18 protein-coding genes are annotated in these 22,322 nt (G+C 36.0%); 17 read left to right on the forward strand and 1 reads right to left on the reverse strand.

What is annotated here, in order from left to right:
• Positions 1 to 27 precede the first annotated feature (27 nt).
• The 17 genes from VOI54_RS01380 to VOI54_RS01460 all read left to right on the forward strand — a co-directional run bounded on the left by VOI54_RS01380 (position 28) and on the right by VOI54_RS01460 (position 20,290).
• On the forward strand, positions 28 to 1,752 hold the full coding sequence (locus VOI54_RS01380; protein ID WP_326280934.1) for a GMC oxidoreductase: 1,725 nt from the start codon (positions 28 to 30) through the stop codon (positions 1,750 to 1,752).
• A gap of 4 nt (positions 1,753 to 1,756) precedes the next feature.
• Positions 1,757 to 2,389, forward strand: a complete 633-nt coding sequence (locus VOI54_RS01385; RefSeq protein ID WP_326280935.1) for a gluconate 2-dehydrogenase subunit 3 family protein — start codon at positions 1,757 to 1,759, stop codon at positions 2,387 to 2,389.
• A gap of 15 nt (positions 2,390 to 2,404) precedes the next feature.
• Positions 2,405 to 4,102, forward strand: coding sequence for a GMC oxidoreductase (locus tag VOI54_RS01390; protein ID WP_326280936.1), 1,698 nt, complete (start codon positions 2,405 to 2,407; stop codon positions 4,100 to 4,102).
• On the forward strand, positions 4,099 to 4,686 hold the full coding sequence (locus VOI54_RS01395; RefSeq protein ID WP_326280937.1) for a gluconate 2-dehydrogenase subunit 3 family protein: 588 nt from the start codon (positions 4,099 to 4,101) through the stop codon (positions 4,684 to 4,686). The genes VOI54_RS01390 and VOI54_RS01395 overlap by 4 nt, the downstream gene beginning before the upstream one ends.
• 42 nt (positions 4,687 to 4,728) lie before the next feature.
• Complete coding sequence (locus tag VOI54_RS01400; RefSeq protein ID WP_326280938.1) at positions 4,729 to 5,520, forward strand: 3-keto-disaccharide hydrolase; 792 nt, start codon at positions 4,729 to 4,731, stop codon at positions 5,518 to 5,520.
• A gap of 12 nt (positions 5,521 to 5,532) precedes the next feature.
• On the forward strand, positions 5,533 to 6,489 hold the full coding sequence (locus tag VOI54_RS01405; protein WP_326280939.1) for a formylglycine-generating enzyme family protein: 957 nt from the start codon (positions 5,533 to 5,535) through the stop codon (positions 6,487 to 6,489).
• A gap of 11 nt (positions 6,490 to 6,500) precedes the next feature.
• Positions 6,501 to 7,832, forward strand: coding sequence for a Gfo/Idh/MocA family protein (locus VOI54_RS01410; RefSeq protein ID WP_326280940.1), 1,332 nt, complete (start codon positions 6,501 to 6,503; stop codon positions 7,830 to 7,832).
• A 4-nt stretch (positions 7,833 to 7,836) separates the two neighbouring features.
• Positions 7,837 to 8,757: a hydroxypyruvate isomerase family protein gene (locus VOI54_RS01415; protein WP_326280941.1), complete on the forward strand. Its 921-nt coding sequence runs from the start codon at positions 7,837 to 7,839 to the stop codon at positions 8,755 to 8,757.
• A 10-nt stretch (positions 8,758 to 8,767) separates the two neighbouring features.
• The gene (locus VOI54_RS01420; protein WP_326280942.1) at positions 8,768 to 10,204 is read left to right on the forward strand and encodes a Gfo/Idh/MocA family protein; all 1,437 of its coding nucleotides are present in this window, start codon (positions 8,768 to 8,770) and stop codon (positions 10,202 to 10,204) included.
• Between the two features lie 158 nt (positions 10,205 to 10,362).
• Positions 10,363 to 10,740 carry a transmembrane 220 family protein gene (locus tag VOI54_RS01425; RefSeq protein WP_326280943.1) on the forward strand — a complete coding sequence of 126 codons (378 nt, stop codon included), beginning with the start codon at positions 10,363 to 10,365 and terminating at the stop codon, positions 10,738 to 10,740.
• Positions 10,741 to 10,791: 51 nt separating this feature from the next.
• Positions 10,792 to 11,598: an EboA domain-containing protein gene (locus VOI54_RS01430; protein WP_326280944.1), complete on the forward strand. Its 807-nt coding sequence runs from the start codon at positions 10,792 to 10,794 to the stop codon at positions 11,596 to 11,598.
• A 12-nt stretch (positions 11,599 to 11,610) separates the two neighbouring features.
• A complete protein-coding gene (locus tag VOI54_RS01435; protein ID WP_326280945.1) occupies positions 11,611 to 12,519 on the forward strand; it encodes a TatD family hydrolase in 909 nt (302 codons plus the stop codon).
• A gap of 1 nt (position 12,520) precedes the next feature.
• Entirely contained in the window at positions 12,521 to 13,414 is an 894-nt protein-coding gene (gene eboC, locus VOI54_RS01440) for a UbiA-like protein EboC (protein WP_326280946.1), read from the forward strand.
• A 6-nt stretch (positions 13,415 to 13,420) separates the two neighbouring features.
• A complete protein-coding gene (locus VOI54_RS01445; protein WP_326280947.1) occupies positions 13,421 to 14,581 on the forward strand; it encodes a 3-dehydroquinate synthase in 1,161 nt (386 codons plus the stop codon).
• Positions 14,581 to 15,792 (forward strand): metabolite traffic protein EboE, encoded by a 1,212-nt coding sequence (eboE, locus tag VOI54_RS01450; RefSeq protein ID WP_326280948.1) that lies wholly within the window; start codon positions 14,581 to 14,583, stop codon positions 15,790 to 15,792. Before VOI54_RS01445 ends, eboE begins: the two co-directional genes overlap by 1 nt.
• Before the next feature lie 9 nt (positions 15,793 to 15,801).
• Positions 15,802 to 17,172 carry an alkaline phosphatase family protein gene (locus VOI54_RS01455; protein ID WP_326280949.1) on the forward strand — a complete coding sequence of 457 codons (1,371 nt, stop codon included), beginning with the start codon at positions 15,802 to 15,804 and terminating at the stop codon, positions 17,170 to 17,172.
• Between the two features lie 118 nt (positions 17,173 to 17,290).
• Positions 17,291 to 20,290, forward strand: coding sequence for a ThuA domain-containing protein (locus tag VOI54_RS01460; RefSeq protein WP_326280950.1), 3,000 nt, complete (start codon positions 17,291 to 17,293; stop codon positions 20,288 to 20,290).
• Positions 20,291 to 20,320: 30 nt separating this feature from the next.
• Here VOI54_RS01460 and VOI54_RS01465 read toward each other — a convergent pair whose 3' ends face one another.
• Positions 20,321 to 22,261 carry a c-type cytochrome gene (locus VOI54_RS01465; RefSeq protein ID WP_326280951.1) on the reverse strand — a complete coding sequence of 647 codons (1,941 nt, stop codon included), beginning with the start codon at positions 22,259 to 22,261 and terminating at the stop codon, positions 20,321 to 20,323.
• Positions 22,262 to 22,322 lie beyond the last annotated feature (61 nt).

The raw sequence follows: 22,322 nt of genomic DNA on the forward strand, positions 1-22,322 counted from the left end.
TCCTTGTTTAACTTTTTTATTTATTAAATGAATAACTCTCCTGCAACAGAACACCCCGTTAAATATGATGCTATTGTAATTGGAACAGGCATTAGTGGCGGATGGGCAGCAAAAGAACTATGTGAAAATGGCCTCAAAACCCTGGTCCTTGAACGCGGTAGAATGGTAAAGCATATTGAGGACTACCCAACCATGCATATGGACCCATGGGATTTTGAACATCGTGAGAGACAACATCCTGATCAAGTAAAGAATCAACAAACACAAAGCCGATTATGGGGCGGCGCCTTAACCGGACCGGCTACAAAACACTGGTTTGTAGATGACCTGAAACACCCTTATAATGAAGACAAAGAATATCTTTGGTTACGGGGTTATCATGTTGGAGGAAGGTCTATTATGTGGGGCAAACAGACCTACAGGTTAAGCGACTTGGACTTTGAAGCCAACAAAAAAGATGGTCATGGCGTGGATTGGCCCATTCGTTATAAAGATATTGCTCCATGGTATGATAAGGTTGAAGAATTTATTGGAGTTTCTGGTGAAAACTTAGGACTTCCCCAATTACCTGACGGTAAACTTGAACCACCTATGGAACTTAATTGTGTGGAAGAAGACTTAAAGGGAAGCATACATAACAATTTTGAAGATAGAGTATTAACCATTGGAAGAGTAGCGCATATTACCGGAGACAATCCCCATGAAGGACGAAGTAAATGCCAATATAGAAACCGTTGTATCAGAGGTTGTCCTTTTGGAGGCTATTTTAGCAGTAATTCTTCCACTTTACCGGCAGCTGAAAGAACCGGAAACATGCATTTAAGGCCTAACTCCATTGCTTATGAAATTGTTTATGATGAAAAGACCGGGCTAGCTTCAGGAGTAAAAGTTATAGATTCTGAAACCAAAGAAAAACTCTTCTTTAAAGCTTCTATTATATTTTGTTGTGCTTCAACCATAGGCTCTACATCTATACTAATGCAATCTAAATCCAAGCGCTTCCCAAATGGCTTAGGCAACGACTCGGGAGAATTGGGACATAATTTAATGGACCACCATTACGCTGTGGGAGCTTCGGCGGAAGTCGATGGTTATGAAGAAAAATATTATAAAGGAAGACGTCCAAACGGATTCTATATTCCACGATTTAGAAATCTTGGCGATAAAAAAACCAAACAAAAAGACTTTGTTCGTGGTTACGGATATCAAGGAGGTGCAAGCAGAAAAAACTGGCAACATGCTGTTTCAGAACTAAGCTATGGTAAAGATTTAAAAGAAGATATTTTAAAGCCCGGATCCTGGACTATAGGCATGAGTGGTTTTGGTGAATGTTTACCATATCATGAAAACAAAATGACCTTAAATTATAATAAACTGGACCAATGGGGATTACCCACCATTAATTTTGATGCAGAAATTAAAGAAAATGAACTAAAAATGCGTGAAGACATGAGAGATCAAGCTATTGCCATGCTTGAATCTGCAGGTTATAAAAATGTTAGAGGGCATCTTGGGAAAGCTATTCCCGGAGCATGCATTCATGAAATGGGAACAGCACGTATGGGACATGATCCAAAAACATCTGTGCTTAACAAATACAATCAAATCCATACCGTTCCTAATGTATATGTTACAGATGGTTCTTTTATGACCTCCTCGGCTTGTCAAAACCCATCTCTAACATACATGGCGTTTACAGCCAGAGCTGTAAATCATGCAGTCAAAGCATTTAAAAAAAATAAAAACAGTTAGAATTATGGATAGAAGAACAGCTTTAAAAAACTTAACCAAAAGTATCGGTTATACTGTTGCTGCACCTACCATAATGAATATTTTAGCTTCGTGTAGTAGCGACAAAACAGCATTATGGACTCCGCTTTTTTTAACTTCGGATGAAAAGCACATGGTAACCCATTTGGTAGATCTTATTTTGCCAAAAACTGAAATTCCAGGAGGGTTAGACGTTAATATTCCACAGTTTTTAGATGCCATGTATCACAATATAGAATTACAACCAAATCAGGAGTTATTTAAAAAAGGCGCAGAATATTTTTCAAAAATATTTACACAAACTCTTAACAAACCTGTTTCCTCTGGAACAAAAGAAGATTTTAACGTACTTTTAGACAAATATCTTAATCTTTCCAAAGAAGATTCTAAGTATATCCTGAAACAGCAAAAACTTAATGTAAATGCCATCTCTGAAAAAGAGACAGAGACATATAGTATTTATAAGTTCCTCCTATCCGTTAGGTATTATAGTATTTTTGGATACTGCACATCTGAAAAGGTTGGTAAAGAAATTTTAGCTTACGACCCTGTTCCTGGAGTATACAATGGCTGCATTTCATTAGAGGAAACTACAAACGGAAGAGCTTGGTCTCTGTAAAAAGAAATTAAAAAAATGGAAGAAATTAAAGATAAATATGATGCCATTGTAATTGGCACAGGTATCACTGGCGGATGGGCTGCAAAAGAGTTATGTGAAAAAGGCCTAAAAACTTTGGTTTTGGAACGTGGTCGCATGATCAAACACATAGAAGATTACCCCACCATGAACCTTGACCCATGGGATATGGAGCTAAGAGGAAGTGTAACACCGGAAGAAAAAGCTAGACAATTTAAACAATCGCGTTCTAACTATACTAAAAGAAAAGAAATACGACACTGGTTTGTTGATGATATTGATCATCCATATAACGAAACCAAACGTTTTGATTGGTTGCGTGGGTATCATGTTGGAGGCCGTTCCATTACCTGGGGCAAACAATCTTACAGGTTAAGCGACTTAGATTTTGAGGCCAACAAAAAAGATGGCCATGGGGTAGATTGGCCCATTAGGTATAAAGATATTGCTCCATGGTATAGTTATGTTGAGCGGTATATTGGTGTTAGTGGAGAAGCGCTTGGCTTACCACAACTCCCTGATAGTGTTTTTGAGCCTCCAATGGAACTAAATTGTGTTGAAAAACATCTAAAAGAAGAAATGGCTAAAAACCATGGCAGAATTCTAACCATAGGCAGAGTAGCACATATTACCAGTAACACCCCACATGAAGGAAGAGGCAAATGCCAGTTTAGAAACAGGTGCAATCGGGGCTGTCCGTATGGTGGTTATTTTAGCAGTAACGCGAGTACTCTACCTGCTGCAGAACGCACTGGCAATATGACTTTGAGACCCCATTCTATAGCTTATGAAATTGTTTATAATGCAGATAAGAAAAAAGCAACCGGTGTAAAAATTATAGATTCAGAAACCAAAGAAAAGATAGAGTTTAAGGCTGACATTATATTTTGCTGTGCATCAGCTATAGCTTCTGCATCAATTTTAATGCAATCTAAATCAGATAGATTTCCCAATGGATTAGGTAACGACTCAGGGGAACTCGGTCATAATATCATGGATCATCACCTAGGTGCCGGAGCATCTGGCATAATTGAAGGGTTTGATGACTTCTATTATAAAGGAAGAAGACCAAACGGTATTTATATACCTCGTTTCAGAAATTTAGGTGATAAAGACAGCAAACAAAAAGATTTTTTAAGAGGCTACGGATATCAGGGCGGTGGTGGCCGTGGTGGTATTTCAGATCATGTAGCTGAGCTTGGCTATGGTGCAGAATTTAAAGAAAAAATTCTCGAACCCGGCCTGTGGCGAATGGGTCTTGGAGGTTTTGGAGAGTGTTTACCATATCACGACAACAAAATGACACTGGATTACAACAAATTGGATCAATGGGGATTACCTACCATTACCTTTGATGCCGAATGGAGAGAAAACGAATACGCCATGCGGAAAGACATGATTGGTCAAGCAGTTGACATGCTTGAAAAAGCAGGTTTTAAAGATATTAATACACATGACAATGTTAGAGCTCCCGGAATAGGGATTCATGAAATGGGTACGGCAAGAATGGGTAGAAGCCCGAAAACTTCTATTTTAAATGCGAATAATCAAATTCATTCCGTGCCTAATGTTTATGTTACTGATGGCGCATGTATGACCTCTGCGGGTTGTCAAAATCCATCGTTAACTTACATGGCTTTAACTGCCAGAGCAGCCGATCATGCTGTAAAACAATTTAACGCTTTAAAAAAATGAAAAGAAGAGAGGCCTTAAAAAATATCGGTTTAGGTTTAGGGTATACAGCCACACTTCCCAGTGCATTTAGTATTTTACAAAGCTGTAAAACAGAAACTAAAAAATGGCAACCCATATTTTTTACTACAAATGAGGGTATTGTCATTCAAAACATTGTTGACTTAATACTTCCAACTACTAAAAGTAGCCCCGGAGCTTTAGATGTTAATGTACCTGAATTTATTGATCTCTATGCTCATAAAGTGTATAATGAGGAAGACGCCAAAAAATACAGAAAAGGCATACAAAATATTGTTCAGGAATTATTGCTTTCTAAAACTGATGCTAGAGATATAAAAAGGGAAGATTATGAATTGTTTTTAAACAAATACTTAAGAGCCGACAAGGAAACCCAAAAGCAATACAAGCACAATAAAGACCAAACTTATAAAGCTCTAATCAACTTGCGCGAGCAATCTATCTGGGCCTACAAAACAAGCGAAGAGATTGGCGAAAATGTATTAGCTTATGACCCTATACCAAGCACTCAAAAGGGATGCATTTCACTGGATGAAGCCACCGGAGGTAAGGCATGGTCATTATAATAATTATTTTAAATTATAAAAACAACACAATTAAACCTATTTATGATAAATAAGCTTACAACTTCATTAGCATTGATTTGTCTTTGTTTTGTTTTTTCTTGCAAACAGAAAAACGAATCATCAAACAAAGATAATTGGGTACAACTTTTTAATGGCAAAGACCTTAATGACTGGATTTTTAAAATTAAAGGGCACCCTGCAGGAGACAATTACAATAACACTTTTGTTGTTGAAAACGGTGTTATGAAAGTAAATTATGAAAAATACAATGACACTTTCAACAATGCCTTTGGACATATTTTCTACAAAAAACCATTTTCAAATTACAGATTTAGAATGGACTATCGGTTTACAGGCAAACAACTGGCCGATGGTGCAGGTTGGGCAAATCGCAATAGCGGTATTATGATTCATTGTGAAGACCCTATGAAAATTGGTATAGACCAAAATTTTCCGGTATCAATTGAAGTACAACTCCTTGGAGGCAATGGTGTTAATGAACGTTCTACTGCTAATTTATGTACCCCCGGAACCCATGTTGAAATTAATAGCGTGCTGGAAAAAAACCATTGTATAAATTCAAACTCAAAGACTTACCATAGAGAGCAATGGGTTAATATTGAAATAGAAGTACGTAATGATTCCGTCATTAAACACTTTATTAATGGAGAAGAGGTCATGAGCTATAATAAGCCACAATATGGAGGCGAAGTAGATTACAACGATGTGTTTTGGAAAACAAAAGCAGGCAAACCTTTAAAAGGAGGCTATATTTCATTACAAAGTGAAAGTCATCCGGTAGAGTTTAAAAATATTGAAATATTGGAATTATAAAAATTAACCCTTGTGATAAAAAAGCACTTAATTATTCTTTCTATTCTTATTCTGGGACAACCTATTAAGGCACAGGAATTTGAAAATTACACACAAACCGTAAAAGACCTAAGCCTTTCTTTTAAAATGATGGCGGTAAATGGCGGAAGCTTTTCTATGGGAGCTCCAGAAAGCTCTGAACGACACGCAAATGAGAAACCCAGTCATGAGGTTGAAGTTGATGATTTCTGGATAGGTAAACATGAGATTACCTGGGAGCAATACGATGCTTTTGTTTTTGGCGAATTTGGCCCTGATAAGTTTATTGCCAAAGATAGACTCCTGAACCTGGGAATTGATGCTGTATCCGGAGCCACGCCTCCCTATGTAGACATGAGCTTTAATATGGGAAAAGGCAGCTTCCCCGCCGTAAACATGACGCAATACGCAGCAATAATGTACTGTCAATGGTTAACTTCAAAAACCGGTATTTTTTATAGACTACCTACTGAAGCAGAATGGGAATACGCATGCAAAAAAGGAAAAACAGATTCAAATAAAGACCTTGGTAACATTGGTTGGTATAAGGCAAATGCCAACAATAAATATCAGAAAACGGGCTCAAAATCGTCTAACAGTTTAGACATTCATGATATGCTGGGAAATGTATCTGAGTGGGTATATGATCAATACAGCACAACATTCTACAAAAACTCTCCCAAAAAAAATCCAATCAATATACCTACTCAACTTTATCCTCGCGTTATAAGAGGCGGCTCCTGGAAGGACACCGCAGATAAATTATGCTGCACTTCAAGACAAGCCTCAAATCAAGACTGGAAACAGCGGGATCCGCAAATACCAAAAAGTAATTGGTGGCTAACCGATGCCCCATTTGTTGGTTTTCGTTTAGTAAGACCAAAAGTTCAACCTTCAAAAGAAGACATAAAAAAATACTGGCTGGATGCCATAGAAGATTTCGGAATATAATTTTAGAGACCATGAAAAAAAAGACCATATCACGCAGAAACTTTGTAAAAGAATCATCGTTAATTACCGGTGGTGTATTGATTGCTCCATCCATGATGATGGCCTCGCCCATTTCAAAAAAAGAAAACGTATTAAAACTAGCCGTTATTGGCTGTGGTGGCAGAGGCACCGGGGCTACAGCTCAAGCATTAAAAGCCGACCACAATGTTAAGTTGGTTGCTATGTCTGATGCCTTTAAAGACAGATTGGACAAAGCCTATACAAGCCTTTCTAAAATATTCGATTCAAGCAAAATAGATGTACCAGCCTCAAGGCAATTTGTGGGCTTTGGTTCTTATAAAAAAGCCATTGACGAGGCTGATGTAGTCATACTCACCACACCTCCCGGTTTTAGACCACAGCATTTTGAGTATGCTATTGCTCAGGGTAAACATGTATTTATGGAAAAGCCTGTTGCAACAGATGTAGTTGGCATAAAAAAAGTATTAAAGGCTGCCAAAGCAGCAAAAGAGAAAAAGCTTAATGTAGTAGTGGGCTTGCAAAGGCGTTATCAAAAAAGCTATTTAGCTGCCTATGAAAAAATTAAAAACGGAGACATTGGCAAAATTGTTTCAGGACAAGTATATTGGAACTCCGCAGGTGTTTGGGTAAGACCACGACAAGAGGATTGGTCTGAAATGCAATATCAGATGCGAAACTGGTATTATTTTAACTGGTTATGCGGAGATCATATTTTAGAACAGCATATTCACAATATAGATGTAGCCAACTGGTTTATTGGAGAAATACCAATAAGCGCACAAGGCATGGGAGGAAGACAGGTAAGAACCGGTAAGGATCATGGTGAAATTTTTGACCATCACTTTGTTGAATTTGAATATCCTGGTGGTGCCGTAGTATCCAGCCAATGCAGACATCAACACGGTTGTTTTACTAAAGTTGCAGAACATTTTCAGGGTACACATGGCATTTCCAGTACTAAAGGAAAAGTTCACGCCACACTAAATTCTTTGGATGGCAACACCATTTATGACCATAATGGAGAAAACGACCCCAGTCCTTATCAAATTGAGCACGACCACCTCTTTCAAGCCATAAGAAACCAAAGAGATTACATTAATAACGCCGAATATGGTGCCAATAGTACTATGTCAGCCATTTTAGGCAGAATGGCTACCTATTCGGGCAAACAAATTACATGGGAGCAAGCTATGAACTCCAATTATCAAATTGTACCAGACGAAGATTCCTTAAGTTGGGACAGTCTCCCCCCCACCATTTGTGATGATTCCGGAAATTACCCTATACCCACACCCGGAAAAACCAATTTTATAATATCATAAGGCTATGGAAAGAAGAGCTTTTATAAAGAAAAGTGCGGCCGCAGCCTCTGTGACAGGCATAAGTATGTCCGGTATAAACGCCATGGCACAACCTTATAAGGCAGCAAATTCTCAGGCGGATTTCAAAATGAAATTTGCACCGCATTTAGGCATGTTTAAAAATCATGCCGGCAATGATCCTATTGACCAGATCAATTTTATGGCAGACCAAGGGTTTACAGCATTTGAGGATAACGGGATGATGAAAAAGGACATTGCTTTGCAAACCAAAATTGGAGAAACATTAGCTAAACGCAATATGACTATGGGGGTGTTTGTCATTCAAAAAGGAGGCAACCTAAATAACTCCCTGGCTGCCGGTAAGCAGGAGTATATTGATATTTTTCTGAACGGCTGCAAAAAAGCGGTCGACGTTGCTAAACGTGTTAATGCCAAATGGCTGACCGTAGTTCCGGGTGGATATCAAAGAAAATTACCTATTGGCGTTCAGGATGCTAATGTTATTGAAGCCCTACGCAGAGGAGCTGAAATCCTTGAACCTCATGGGTTAACTATGGTTTTAGAACCTTTGTCTGATTCACCTGATCTGTATTTACAACGGTCAGACCAAACCTATATGATATGTAAAGCTGTTAATAGCCCGTCATGCAAAATCCTGTTTGACATCTATCACCTTCAAAAAACAGAAGGCCACCTTATTAGAAACATTGATCTTACCTGGGACGAAATTGCCTATTTTCAAATTGGAGATAACCCCGGAAGAAAAGAGCCAACCACCGGAGAGATTAATTACAAAAACATCTTTAAACACATTCAAAATAAAGGTTTTAAAGGCGTTTTAGGCATGGAGCACGGTAATTCTATCAAGGGAAAAGCAGGTGAATTAGCTGTAATAAGCGCTTATAAAGAAACTTCTAACTTTTAAAAAAATTATTATGTCCTCTTCTCAAAAAAACAATAGACGTTCATTCATTAAAAAATCGGCTACTGCTGCTATTGGAATAAGTATTATTCCCAGACATGTTATGGGACAAGGATTTATACCGCCAAGTGACAAGCTAAATATTGCTGTAATCGGAGGCGGAGGTAAAGGATATTCAGATGCCGTAAATGCCTGGAACAAAGGCGCATCAAATATTACTGCTATATGTGATGTAGATTGGAATAGCGCTTCAAAGGCGTTTAAAAAATTTCCGAAAGCAAAGAAATATAAGGATTTCAGAAAATTGTTTGACCAGGTAAAGGATTTTGATGCTGTTACCGTTTCTACTCCGGACCATACACATGCCGTCATTACCATGGCAGCGATTAAAATGGGGAAACATGTGTATGTTCAAAAACCTTTGACTCATAATATTTATGAAGCAAGAATGCTCACAAAAGCCGCTAATGAATATAAAATTGTCTCTCAAATGGGAAATCAGGGGGCTTCAGGATTAGGTGTAAAGCAAATGATAGAATGGTTTGATGAAGGAAAGATTGGCGCAGTAAATAAAGTAGATATTTGGACCAATCGTCCAATTTGGCCACAAGGCATCCCAACCAAGACTGACAAACCTGAAATTTTAGACGGATTAGATTGGGACACCTGGATAGGTCCGGCCGAAATGGTAGATTATCACCCGCAATATCATCCGTTTAAGTGGAGAGGCTGGTGGAACTTTGGAACAGGTGCATTGGGCGATATGGGATGTCATTTGATAGATCCTCCATATAGAGTTTTAGGTTTGGGCTATCCAACTGAAGTTGAAAGTAGTGTAGGAGCCGTTTTTATTAAAGACTGGTCTCCGGAACACTTACCGGATTCTTGCCCGCCTTCATCAAGAACACAGCTCACATTTAAAGCCTCAGATAAAAATCCGGTTGATACAAAAATAACCTGGACAGATGGCGGACTTCGTCCTTTTCATCCTGATTTAATTCCTGCAGATCACCCGTTAGGTTCCCATAATTCAGCTAATGGTGTTATCATGTATGGTGAAAAAGGCATCATGACCTGTGGCACTTACGGCGTGGACCCTAAAATATACTTAAATAGCGGTGAAGTACTCAAATCAAAAATAAAAGAAAAAACAGCTCCTGATAACGGACATCAGGCAAAATGGGTTGAAGCCTGTAAAGCAGGATTCAATAGTAATAAGCATAAGAACCTGACCTCTTCATTTGATTTTGCAGGTCCGCTCACAGAAAGTATTTTAATGGGTAATTTGGCCATTAGAAGTTATAATTTAAGAGAAAAACGCGACAATAATCGGTTTGATTATCCAGGTAGAAAAAAATTATTATGGGATGGGGCAAATATGAGAATAACTAATTTTGACCAAGCTAATCAATTTGTTCAGCGAGAATATAGAAAAGGGTGGAGTCTATAATTGTTTTAAATACTTTGAAAAGGTGAAATTGTTTTCTTTGACCTTTTTTAGTTAATATTATTGAACAGCAATAAGCAAAAACTTTGTTAATTTAGCTAAAGATATCTTTTTGCCTAAAAAGCGCGTAATAATTTATAATCTTAGAAACTTTATTAGAAATGAAAATACCAAGAAAAGTGATTAATATAATCCTATTTATCATCTTTATATTATTTGCTTTAGTACAATTAAATGACCCTGATGGCATTGTTTGGTTTTTAATATATAGTATTGTTGCTGCTATTTGTTTATATTCTAATTACAAAATTATCCCTCGAATATTTTTAATTTCTACTATTATTTTATTGTTAGGGTATGCTGCATTTCACTTTTCATTATTTCTGGATTATTTAAAAACACCTAATAAAAAAGAAATTTTCGGAGAAATGGTTTATGAAAAACCTTATTTAGAAGGGTCCAGGGAATTTTTAGGTTTGCTAATAGCAGCTTTAGGAGTCTTTTATCAATTAAAAATACAGAGTAGTAAAATAAAGTAATAAATATATTAAGAAGCCTACACCTTAGTATTTTTCAATTTGAATCAAATCATGATTTCCGTTAAACAACAAGATCAATTTGTAACGCTTACAAATTCCAAGTTTACACCTAAAGAATTAGAGTGGATTGAAGCTAAATCTGCCATAATATCAACTAAAGAAACAAGTCATAAATTCAATGTTTTTTTTAGCTTGGCTGCCCGTTTCATTTCATCTGAAATACCCTCATGGAATGATAATGATCTCAAAACAATGGAAAATATATACCCGGGGTTTGGAAAAGGTTTATGGACCAAACAAGATTTAGCGCGAGTTAGATTCATGATAGCTTTAGATGTATCAGTTAACAAATCTGTGCTTTCCTCTTTTTTTGAAATTGCCGAAATGAAAGAGGAAATAGCACTTTACAAAGGCCTCTTTCTTTTGAAAAATGCCGCTTCATTCAGACTCCAATATGCTGAAGGTATCAGAACCAATATGTCCAATGTTTTTGATGCCATTGCTTCAGGAAATCCATTTGCTCAGGTTTATTTAAGTGAAGATGAATGGAATCAACTTATTTTGAAATCCTTTTTCATGGATAGAAAACTTTACCCCATACAACACCTTGAACAAGGTAAAAATGAAAAACTAGCTCATATGCTTCAAGACTACGTTAAAGAACGTTGGGCTGCCGGAAGGCAAGTATCTCTCGAAATATGGCGCATGATAGATGGCTATTTACGTGAAGATATTAAAAAGCTAATGCTTCAAAAAACTTTTAAAAACTCAGAAAAACAAATAATTAATAAGCTTTTACAAAAAGAAGGAAGTCAAATTACAATTGATGAATGGGATGCCATAGGAAAATTAAATTAAACATTAAGAAACATGAATTATATAGACCCACACATACATATGGTTTCAAGAACCACAGATGATTATGAAAACATGAGAGCAGCAGGTATTGTTGCCGTTATTGAACCTGCTTTTTGGCTTGGACAAGCACGTACCAGCGTAGGTTCTTTTAAAGATTATTTTAGCATGCTTGTAGGCTGGGAAAGGTTTAGAGCCTCTCAATTTGGAATAAAGCATTACTGTACTATTGGCTTGAACTCTAAAGAAGCTAACAATGAAGCTCTGGCGGAACAAGTCATTGAAATACTACCTGAGTTTTTAGCTAAAGAAGGCGTTGTTGCAGTAGGTGAAATTGGGTATGATGACCAAACAGATGCTGAAGACAAATACTTTAGAAAACAACTAGAACTGGCTAAAGATTTTGATTTACCTGTAATGATTCACACCCCCCACCGCGACAAGAAGAATGGTACTCTAAGAACTATGGACGTTATTGAAGAACATGGTATTTCTCCAAGTAAAGTTGTTATTGACCATAACAACGAAGAAACAGTAAAATGGGTTAGAGACAGAGGTTATTGGGCTGCATTTACCATCTATCCAAAAACAAAAATGAGTAAGATGAGAATGGTGGATATTGTAAAACAATACGGTTCAGAAAAAATTATTGTAGATAGTTCTGCTGATTGGGGTGTCAGTGACCCTTTATCAGTTCCAAAAACCGCTATGCTAATGCATGAAAATGGCATCTCAGAAAAAGACATTCACCTTACTTGCTATCAAAATGCTTTAACAATTTATGGTCAAAGCGGGCAATTCAATGAATCAGACTGGATTAATGAAACAACCATTAATCAGGCAGATCTTCATGAGGGCAACACAGTATTAAGGGGGCAAAAAGCTAAAAAAATAAGCTTTAAAGGAGCCGCTAAAAAGGGGTAGTATGAAAAAGTGGTATGCAGTATTGCAACTCATTCGGCCAGCAAATATAGTAACAGCTATTGCAGATATCATTGCCGGTATTGCAATTTCTGGATTTCTGGTACCCGAAATTATTGACCAAAACATAATATTTCATATTATACTTCTAAGTATTGCCACATCAGGATTATATGGCGGTGGGATTGTATTTAATGATATTTTTGATTTAAAACAAGACCAGTTAAATCGCCCTGAACGAGTAATTCCCAGTGGTAGGCTTAGTTTAAATCAAGCCAAAATTCTAGGCATTATCCTATTCACTATTGGTATCAGTTCAGCATTCTTAGTTTCTATACACAGCGGCTATATAGCAATAAGTATTATGGTATTTGCCCTCCTCTATGATAAATATGCAAAACACCACACATTGTTTGGCCCTCTTAATATGGGATTATGCAGAGGCCTTAATCTTATTTTGGGCATGAGTATTAATCCTTATCTGGAACCTCAATATTATTTGATTGGACTTTTACCTGTCTTATTCATTTCTGCAATTACTTTAACAGCTCAAAAAGAAACCAAAGGGAAAAACAAGGTCGCTATTGCAGTTGCTATGATTCTAGACGCAACAATTGTTGTTGGTTTTTTTATCATTGGACAGCATTTTAACTTTTCTTTTACAAAAGCATTTTGGTTTTTACTTTTTTGGTACGGATTAAATACCATTGCTAAGACAAATGCTATCTTAAATAACAACCCAAAGCTAATAATGAAAGCTGTAAAAATTGGAGTACTCTCCCTTATTCCGCTAAATGCCAGCTATGTAGCAGGGTTTAGTAATATATATATGGCCTTATTAGTATTATGCTTATTGCCTTTTTCATTATTTTTATCAAAGAAATTCCCAGTTACTTAAGTTAAAATGAGCTACTCAAAAATCATAAAACAATCTTTTCAAGTTAGCTTTAACTTTAATCTTATATTCACAAGTAAGATTTTTAAGGTTGATAATCATATTCTTCTTGATTTAATTTCAAACCATTCCACTATAAAATCCAAAGCCATTGTAGTGGTTGACAACGGAGTATCTAAAGCACATCCGCAGTTAAAAGAATCCATTATCAATTATTTCAAGCAATACAATAATGCAATCCAATTAAATGGGCCTATTTTAGAAATACCGGGAGGCGAACAGTCAAAAAACAACGAACATTATATTAAATTAATTTTAGAAAAAGTTAACAATTTTAATATTGATCGTCACTCTTACATTATTGCTATAGGAGGAGGTGCCGTACTTGATATGGTTGGTTTTGCAGCTGCTATTGCTCATAGAGGCGTGAGATTGATAAGGATTCCAACAACTGTTTTATCTCAAAATGATTCTGGAATTGGCGTTAAAAATGGCATCAACTATTTTGGCAAGAAAAATTTTGTTGGGAGTTTTGCAGTACCATATGCAGTAATCAATGACGACTCATTTTTATCTACACTAGATGAGCGAGATTGGCGTTCGGGAATTTCCGAAGCATTAAAAGTGTCCCTAATAAAAGATTACAACTTTTTCCAATGGATAGAAAATCATATAAAGGCATTAAATAGCAGAGATAAAAATGTCATGAATGAGCTCATATATAGATGTGCTGATTTGCATATGAAACATATTCAAAACTCCGGTGATGCTTTTGAGCAAGGGTCATCCAGGCCTCTGGATTTTGGGCATTGGGCTGCACATAAATTAGAACAATTGTCCAATTATGAAATACGACATGGTGAAGCTGTAGCTATTGGTATTGCTCTAGACAGTACCTACTCGCACCTAAAAGGTTATTTAAGTAAACCTGAACTTATACGGATTTTGGATTGCATTATAAATTTAGGCTTTAATATTTCTTATAATCAAATGACTGATGAAATTATTAAAGGTTTAGAAGAATTCAGGGAACACCTGGGAGGAAAACTAACTATCATGCTCCTTAAATCTTTAGGCACCGGTTTTGAAGTTCATCAAATGGATGAAAATTTAGTATTAGCATCTATAGGTTATATGAATGAATTTAGTAGCGAAAAAATCACCTTGTAATGATTATTGAAGACCAAACACACCTTACATATTGTACAAATATTCATTCTGGTGAAACCTGGGAAGAAATCTTTGATAATTTAAAAAACTATACGGTAAAAGTTAAAGAAAGGCTAAACTCAGACAAGCCCTTTGGAATTGGCTTACGTTTATCTCAAAAAAGTGCGTCTGTACTTCTTCAAGGAAACAACCTTACAAATTTTAAAACTTGGTTAGACACCAATAACTTGTATGTTTTCACTATGAATGGTTTTCCCTATGGCGAATTTCACAATACCACTATTAAAGATCAGGTTCACACTCCCGATTGGACCACTGAAAACCGTGTAAGTTATACGCAGAACCTAATGAATATATTAGCATATCTGCTTCCCAAAGGCATGGAAGGTAGTGTATCAACCTCTCCTCTATCATACAAACATTGGTTTAATAATCAGACTGATTTAGATAAAACAACCAAAAAGTCATGTCAATCTTTAATTCAAATTGTTTTACAGCTAATAGATATAAGAAAAGCAACAGGCAAATTATTGCATCTAGATCTAGAACCTGAACCCGACGGCTTTTTAGAAAACACACAAGAAGTCATTGACTTCTATAAAGATCACCTCTTTAAAGAAGGTGTTTTAATTATTCAGAAGCGGCTAGGCTGTAAATCAGAAGAAGCAAAAGCTTATATTTTAGAACACATTCAGGTTTGTTATGATATATGCCATTTTGCATTGGCATATGAGAGTCCAAAATTTGTTATTTCCAATTTACAAAACGAAGGTATAAAAATTGGAAAGATTCAAATTAGTGCTGCAATAAAATGCCAAAAATCTGATACGATTCCTATTAGTTCCCAACAATCCTATTTACGTCAATTTGATGAACCCACATACCTGCATCAATCCGTAGTTAAATTAGACAAAGGCAACTTAGTTCACTTTTCAGATTTATCTGAAGGTATAGATTTTATGACAAATGCTGGTTTTAAGGAAATCAGAACACATTTCCATATCCCTATTTTTATTTCTAATTTTCAAGTTCTTAAGTCGACACAAAATGAAATTATTGATGCACTTAATCTCTGGAAAGAAATAAAATATAGTAATCATCTTGAAATTGAGACCTACACATGGTCTATTCTGCCAGAACATTTACAAACTGATATTACCAGTTCTATAGTTAGAGAATTTGAATGGGTAGTCAAACAATTATCAAACTAAATCTTTATAATGAATCAAACCGTTGTAATTAATATTGTAGGCTTATCAAGTGCCTTACTTAAACATAAAGACCTCTTTTTAACACAATGGATTGAAAAAAGACAACTTTCTAAAATTAAGCCTGTGCTACCAGCAGTAACATGCTCTGCACAATCTACTTACTTAACAGGAAAATGGCCAAAAGATCATGGTATTGTAGCAAATGGTTGGTATTTTAAAGACGAATGTGAAGTGAAACTGTGGAGGCAGTCTAACCATTTAGTTGAAGCTCCTAAAATTTGGGATAAAGCAAAAGCCATTAACCCGGAATTTACATGCTCCAATATGTTTTGGTGGTATAATATGTATTCCAATTCAGATTTTAATGTGACACCTCGTCCGCAATATAGGGCAAACGGTCAAAAAATACCAGATTGTTATTCAAAACCAAATAACCTTCGGGATAAACTCCAATCTAAATTAGGCACATTCCCTTTATTCAATTTTTGGGGCCCTAACACAACCATAAAATCCACGCAATGGATTGCAAACGCTTCTAAGTTAGTCCATGATTGGCATGAGCCTACCCTACAACTTATTTATCTCCCTCATTTAGATTATGTTTTACAAAAGCATAATGACGAGAGTGTTATTTTAAAAGATTTAAAACAACTCGATACAGTTTGCCAGGACCTCATCTCTTTTTATGAATCAAAAGGAGTTAAAATCATTCTACTTTCTGAATATGGCATCAACCCTGTAAAAGCACCTTTTCACATAAATAGATTATTAAGAAAACACGGCTACATAAAAATTCGTGAGGAAAATAATTTAGAATTACTTGACTATGGTATTAGTGACGCTTTTGCCATGGCTGATCACCAAATAGCTCATGTCTATATAAATAATAAAAGTAAACTAACAGAAATTAAAAAACGCTTAGAAAATTGCCCAGAGATTGATTTGGTCTTAGACAAAGAAGAGCAAAAGAAATATAATCTTAATCATCATCGGTCCGGTGATTTGATTGCAGTTTCAAAACCCGATTTTTGGTTTACCTATTATTATTGGCTTAATGATAAAAAAGCTCCTGATTTTGCAAGGAACGTTGACATCCATAAAAAACCAGGGTATGACCCGGTTGAGCTATTCACAGACCCAAAGAAGAAATTTATGATAGGGAGAATTGCTTTTAAACTGCTAAAGAAGAAATTGGGCTTTAGAACCATGCTGGATATTATTCCTTTAGATGCAACGCTTATAAAAGGATCCCACGGAGCAGTTAATATTGATGAAAAATATTACCCCTTACTAATTCAAGAAAAGACAAAATCAGCTTCTTCCAAATTCATTTCTCCCACGGATGTTTGTGAGTTAATAATGAATAATATATTTCATTAACTTGTATGTTATTTTTCAATGAAATAATTTAAACCTTATTGTAATAAAAAGTCTTTATTTTTAGGTTTAAAGACCAACAGGTTTAATAAACACATTTATTAAACCAACATATTCAACTATGAAAATTTATAGCGCAAAAAAAAGATTAATCTTCTTACTAGCTTCTTTTCTTATACTATCATGTAGTAACAAAGAGGAAAAAATATTAGTATTTAGTAAAACAGATGGCTTTAGACATAATTCAATTGAATCAGGAATAACAGCCATAAAGAAACTAGGCAAAGAGAATAACTTTAAAGTCACAGCAACCGAGGATGCTAATCACTTTGTAGATGATTCCTTAAAACAATACTCTGCAGTTGTTTTTTTAAACACAACACAAAATGTCTTAAATAGTGTACAGCAAGCTAATTTTGAACGTTACATACAAGCCGGAGGTGGTTTTGTAGGTATACATGCCGCTACAGATACTGAATATGAATGGCCCTGGTATAATAAATTGGTAGGTGCCTATTTTAAAGGACATCCTAAAGTGCAAGAAGCCAAACTTAATGTTATTGATAAAAATCATCCCGCTACTGAAGTACTGGATAGTATCTGGATCAAAACTGACGAATGGTATAACTTCAAGAATATAAACCCAGATATTAATGTTTTAATTGAACTGGATGAAACCAGCTATAAAGGTGGTAAAAATGGTAAAAACCACCCAATTGCCTGGTATCATGATTATGATGGTGGTCGCGCTTTTTATACTGGGCTTGGACATACTAAAGAAACTTTTGAAAACCCTGAATTTTTAGTTCATTTATTGGGAGGTATTAGATACGCTATAGGTGAAAATTCTCTTAACTATAAAAAAGCAAAAACAGATCGTATCCCTCCTGAGAACAGATTTGTAAAACAAGTTTTAGATTTTAATCTGAATGAACCCATGGAATTGGATGAATTGCCTGAAAAAGGGATTCTGTTTGTCGAACGGCGTGGCGCATTAAAATTATTTGATTTTAATACGGCACAAACCAAAACTATTGCACAACTCGATTTATTTTATGGTAATGAAGATGGACTACTTGGTTTAGCAGTAGACCCCAATTACAAAAGAAACAATTGGATTTATTTATTTTATTCTGCTCCTGGAGATGCCCCTTTACAATATGTATCTCGATTTGACCTAATTGATGACACCTTAGATTTTGATTCAGAAAAAATATTACTTAAAATTCCTACTATAAGAAAATGTTGTCATAGTGGAGGCGCACTGGAGTTTGGCCCTGACGGCAACTTATTTATCACTTTAGGAGATAACACCAACCCTTTTAAGTCATCCGGATATGCCCCCATTGATGAACGTGAAGGAAGAGCGCTTTGGGATGCACAAAAATCTGCAGCAAACACCAATGATTTGAGGGGTAAAATTTTAAGGATTAAGCCAGAAGATGATGGCACTTACTCTATTCCTAAAGGCAATCTATTTCCAGAAGGCACACCAAACACAAGACCAGAAATTTATATAATGGGATGCAGAAACCCATTCAGACCATCAATAGACAGTAAAACAGGCTATGTTTATTGGGGAGATGTTGGCCCAGACGCAGGAAAAGGAAATCCCAACAGGGGCCCCAAAGGTATGGGAGAGTTTAACCAAGCTAAACAAGCAGGTTTCTGGGGTTGGCCATATACCAGAGGAAACAATCAATCTTACAATGATTATAACTTCGCCACTCAAGAATCAGGAGCCAAATTTGACCCAAATAACCTCATAAACAATTCACCTAACAATACAGGTTTAAAAAAATTGCCTGCTGCCCAAGAATCTCTAATCTGGTATTCATATGATAAATCAGAAGAATTTCAATGGTTAGGAACCGGTGGTGTCAACCCCATGGCAGGTCCTATTTTTCATGCTTCAGATTCCCCTAATGCAGTCAATATATTTCCAAAGTATTTTGAAGATAAGCTTATTGTTTATGAGTGGATGAGAGATTGGATTTATGTAGTTACACTAGATGAAAATTACAACTATGTGAAAGCTGATCCTTTTATGCCTTCTACTGAATTTTCACACCCTATGGATATGATTTTTGGTTCAGATGGCAATCTTTATGTTTTAGAGTATGGGCAAAAATGGAACAGTCAAAATTTAGATGCACGCTTAAATAGGATATCATATATCAAAGGCAACAGAAAACCTATAGCAAAAATAACATCAGACAAAAACGTAGGTTCAACCCCATTAACCGTTAATTTTTCAGGCTCTGAATCTTTAGATTATGATAATGATCATCTAAGTTATGAATGGTCTTTTACCAATGACAAAGTTCAATCAACTCAAATAAACCCGTCATTTACTTTTAATGAACCCGGAACATATTCAGTACAATTAAAAGTCATTGATAAAACAGGCGAATCTGACACTGTTAACACAAAACTTATTGTAGGTAATGACCCTCCTGAATTGTCCATCCAGATAGACCCCAATGACACCACATATTGGGATTACAAAAAAGTAAACTATACCATAAACGTTAAAGATAATCAAGATGGCAGTACCCAAAATGGTTCCATAGATCCCGGTAAGGTTAAAGTAACCTTAGACTATATTCCTGAAGGCAATGATCTAATTAAAGCTACTGTAGGTCACCAACAAAATGTTGAACCCGAAGGTAAAAAGCTTATTGAGGCCAGTGATTGTAAAGCTTGTCATGCCACCAATATTAAAGTAAATGGCCCCAGTTATATAGATATTGCCAATAAATACACCTCAGAAGATACGGCGTATTTAATGAGTAGAATTATTAAAGGTGGAAATGGGGTTTGGGGAGAAACCATGATGGCCGCTCACCCTCAATTAACACCTGACGAAGTTCATGAAATTGTAACCTATATTTTATCTTTAAAACCCGATAATAGTGAGCCCAAAAAACTATTACCCATAAAAGGTACTATTCAATTTAAGGAGCATATTAACAGAGAGGAAAAGGGCATATATGTTTTAATGGCTTCCTATCTGGACGGTGGAAATGAAGGGCAACCTGACTCTATGCTATCAGTAAGGGAACAAGTTGTTTTTAAAGCCCTTAAAACTGAGGCGAAAAGTACTGCTAATAAAAAATAAACCAAAGGAACCCTTATTGGAAAACTCATTTTATTTTAAAGAATTAATCCAAGCTGCAATTTTTAAGGCTTCATCTTTGGGAACCTGTGGCATTGGTGCCATAGGAGTTGCATATTCCGGCCAGTTTTTAGGCTGTGGATTATAAATAAGTTCTACTATTTTTTCATTAGTATAATTACGTTTTGCAATAGCTTGAAAAGATGGTCCGACTACTCTTTTATCTTTATTATGACAAGCTACACAGGTATTATTTGTTAAAAGAGGCTGTACTTGTTCGTCATTTAAAACTAAGTCCTTTTTAATAACTTTCTTCTTACTTGATTGAGTTTTTTTAACCACCTTCTTTTTAAGGCTAGACGACCGCTTTGTTGAAAGCTCAGACAATAGCAATGTTTCTCCGTCAGGAATATTATTTAAGGTATAATAAAATGTTGGATGTAAGAGTATTTGGGTTCCTCCTTTAACTTTCACGCCATGCAATGTAATTTCATGCACATAGTATGGTCTTAAATTATCTGTTACCACACGAACTTTCATCCCGTCATCACTTACTTTAACACCCTTTATTTTAATTTCTTCCTGATTGGTTTGCGGGCTTCCGTAAACAGGGTGATACTTATAGATATAACTTTTTCCTTTATAAGAGTCTAAATCTTCTGCGGCAGTTCTATCTATTGGCTTAGTAAATTCAATTTCAAATCCGTCTGGCATTGCTTTAACTGTTTTCATCTCAAAAGGAACTCGACCAGTCCAAGTTAAATATTGTAATCCGGAATGTGTAGTTCCGGCAGACCCCCATCCTCTATTTGTTTCTCCAACAAAAAGATTTCCATTGTTATCAAAATCAAACCGCATAACACCTGATTGAAAGCCTGATCTAAAATCAAAAGCAACACCCTGATACGCTCCTTTTACTTTCTCAAGTACGACTCTCATAATCTTGCTTTGCCCCATATCTCCAACCAAAACCTGTCCACTAAAAGGGCCGAACTTACCATTGGTATCATCTACCTTCACTTCAGAATTTGAAATACCTAAAATACCATGAGGTAATATAACCGCGGGCAATTGCAATTGCGGAAAATGTTTTTTTATTTCATATTTAAAATCAGGATCTGCTTCATCTATAATATTCTCAGGCTTTACATATCGTCCATTCTTTTTAACTTGTCTGATATCAATTTTACTATAAAACTCTTTTTCCGTAAAATTTATAGGAGAATCCTCATGTTCCGCCCACTTTAAACCAGCAGGGTGGCCGGTAAACGCTCCTTTTGGAACATGCCAAAGTGCTCCGGACCCTTGCCAGTCGCCTTGATTATCAGTATAAAACAATTCACCATCAACCAATCCATAACCTGCAGGAGAACGCATTCCTGTAGCCCATGGTTCCATCTGTCCGTCTTCAGTAATCTTCATTGTCCAACCTCTCCATGGTACACGACTTTCTCCTCTCCACCATTCTTCACTTCCAAAAGCTACGTTAGCTGTTACAAAAAAAGTATTATCAGGTGTTAAGACAGGCCCAAAAGAATATTCATGATAATGTGTAGATAAGGGCCATGTATAAACCGTTTCATAAACATCAGCTATTCTATCTCCATCTGTATCCATAAGTTTAGTAAGCTCACCTCTTTGTGCTGTAAATAATGCCCCATCTTTATAGGCCAACCCTAAAGGCTCATGTAAACCTTCAGCAAATTTCTTAAATACTGCCTTACTTCCATTTTCCATCGTTGGGTTTTCAATAATCCAAACATCACCTCTTCTTGTACAAACAGCCACACTTCCATCCGGCAGTGCTACAACACCTCCTCCTTCTACTTTAACACCTTCGGGAGTTGGCACCGTTGTAATTCTATAATAGTCTTCTTCTTTTGGTGCATTTTGCGCAAAAGACATAGGCATAATCACTCCAAACACAAAAGAAAACAATACTCTAGTAACTTTATTAATTATATAATTTTTCATCTGCTAATTCTTATTATTTTTATGGATCAGATCTAACTCGCTATTAAACATCTAAATTTAT

Source organism: Alterotamlana spongicola (genome assembly GCF_035818475.1).
In the GTDB taxonomy this organism is placed as follows: domain Bacteria; phylum Bacteroidota; class Bacteroidia; order Flavobacteriales; family Flavobacteriaceae; genus Cognatitamlana.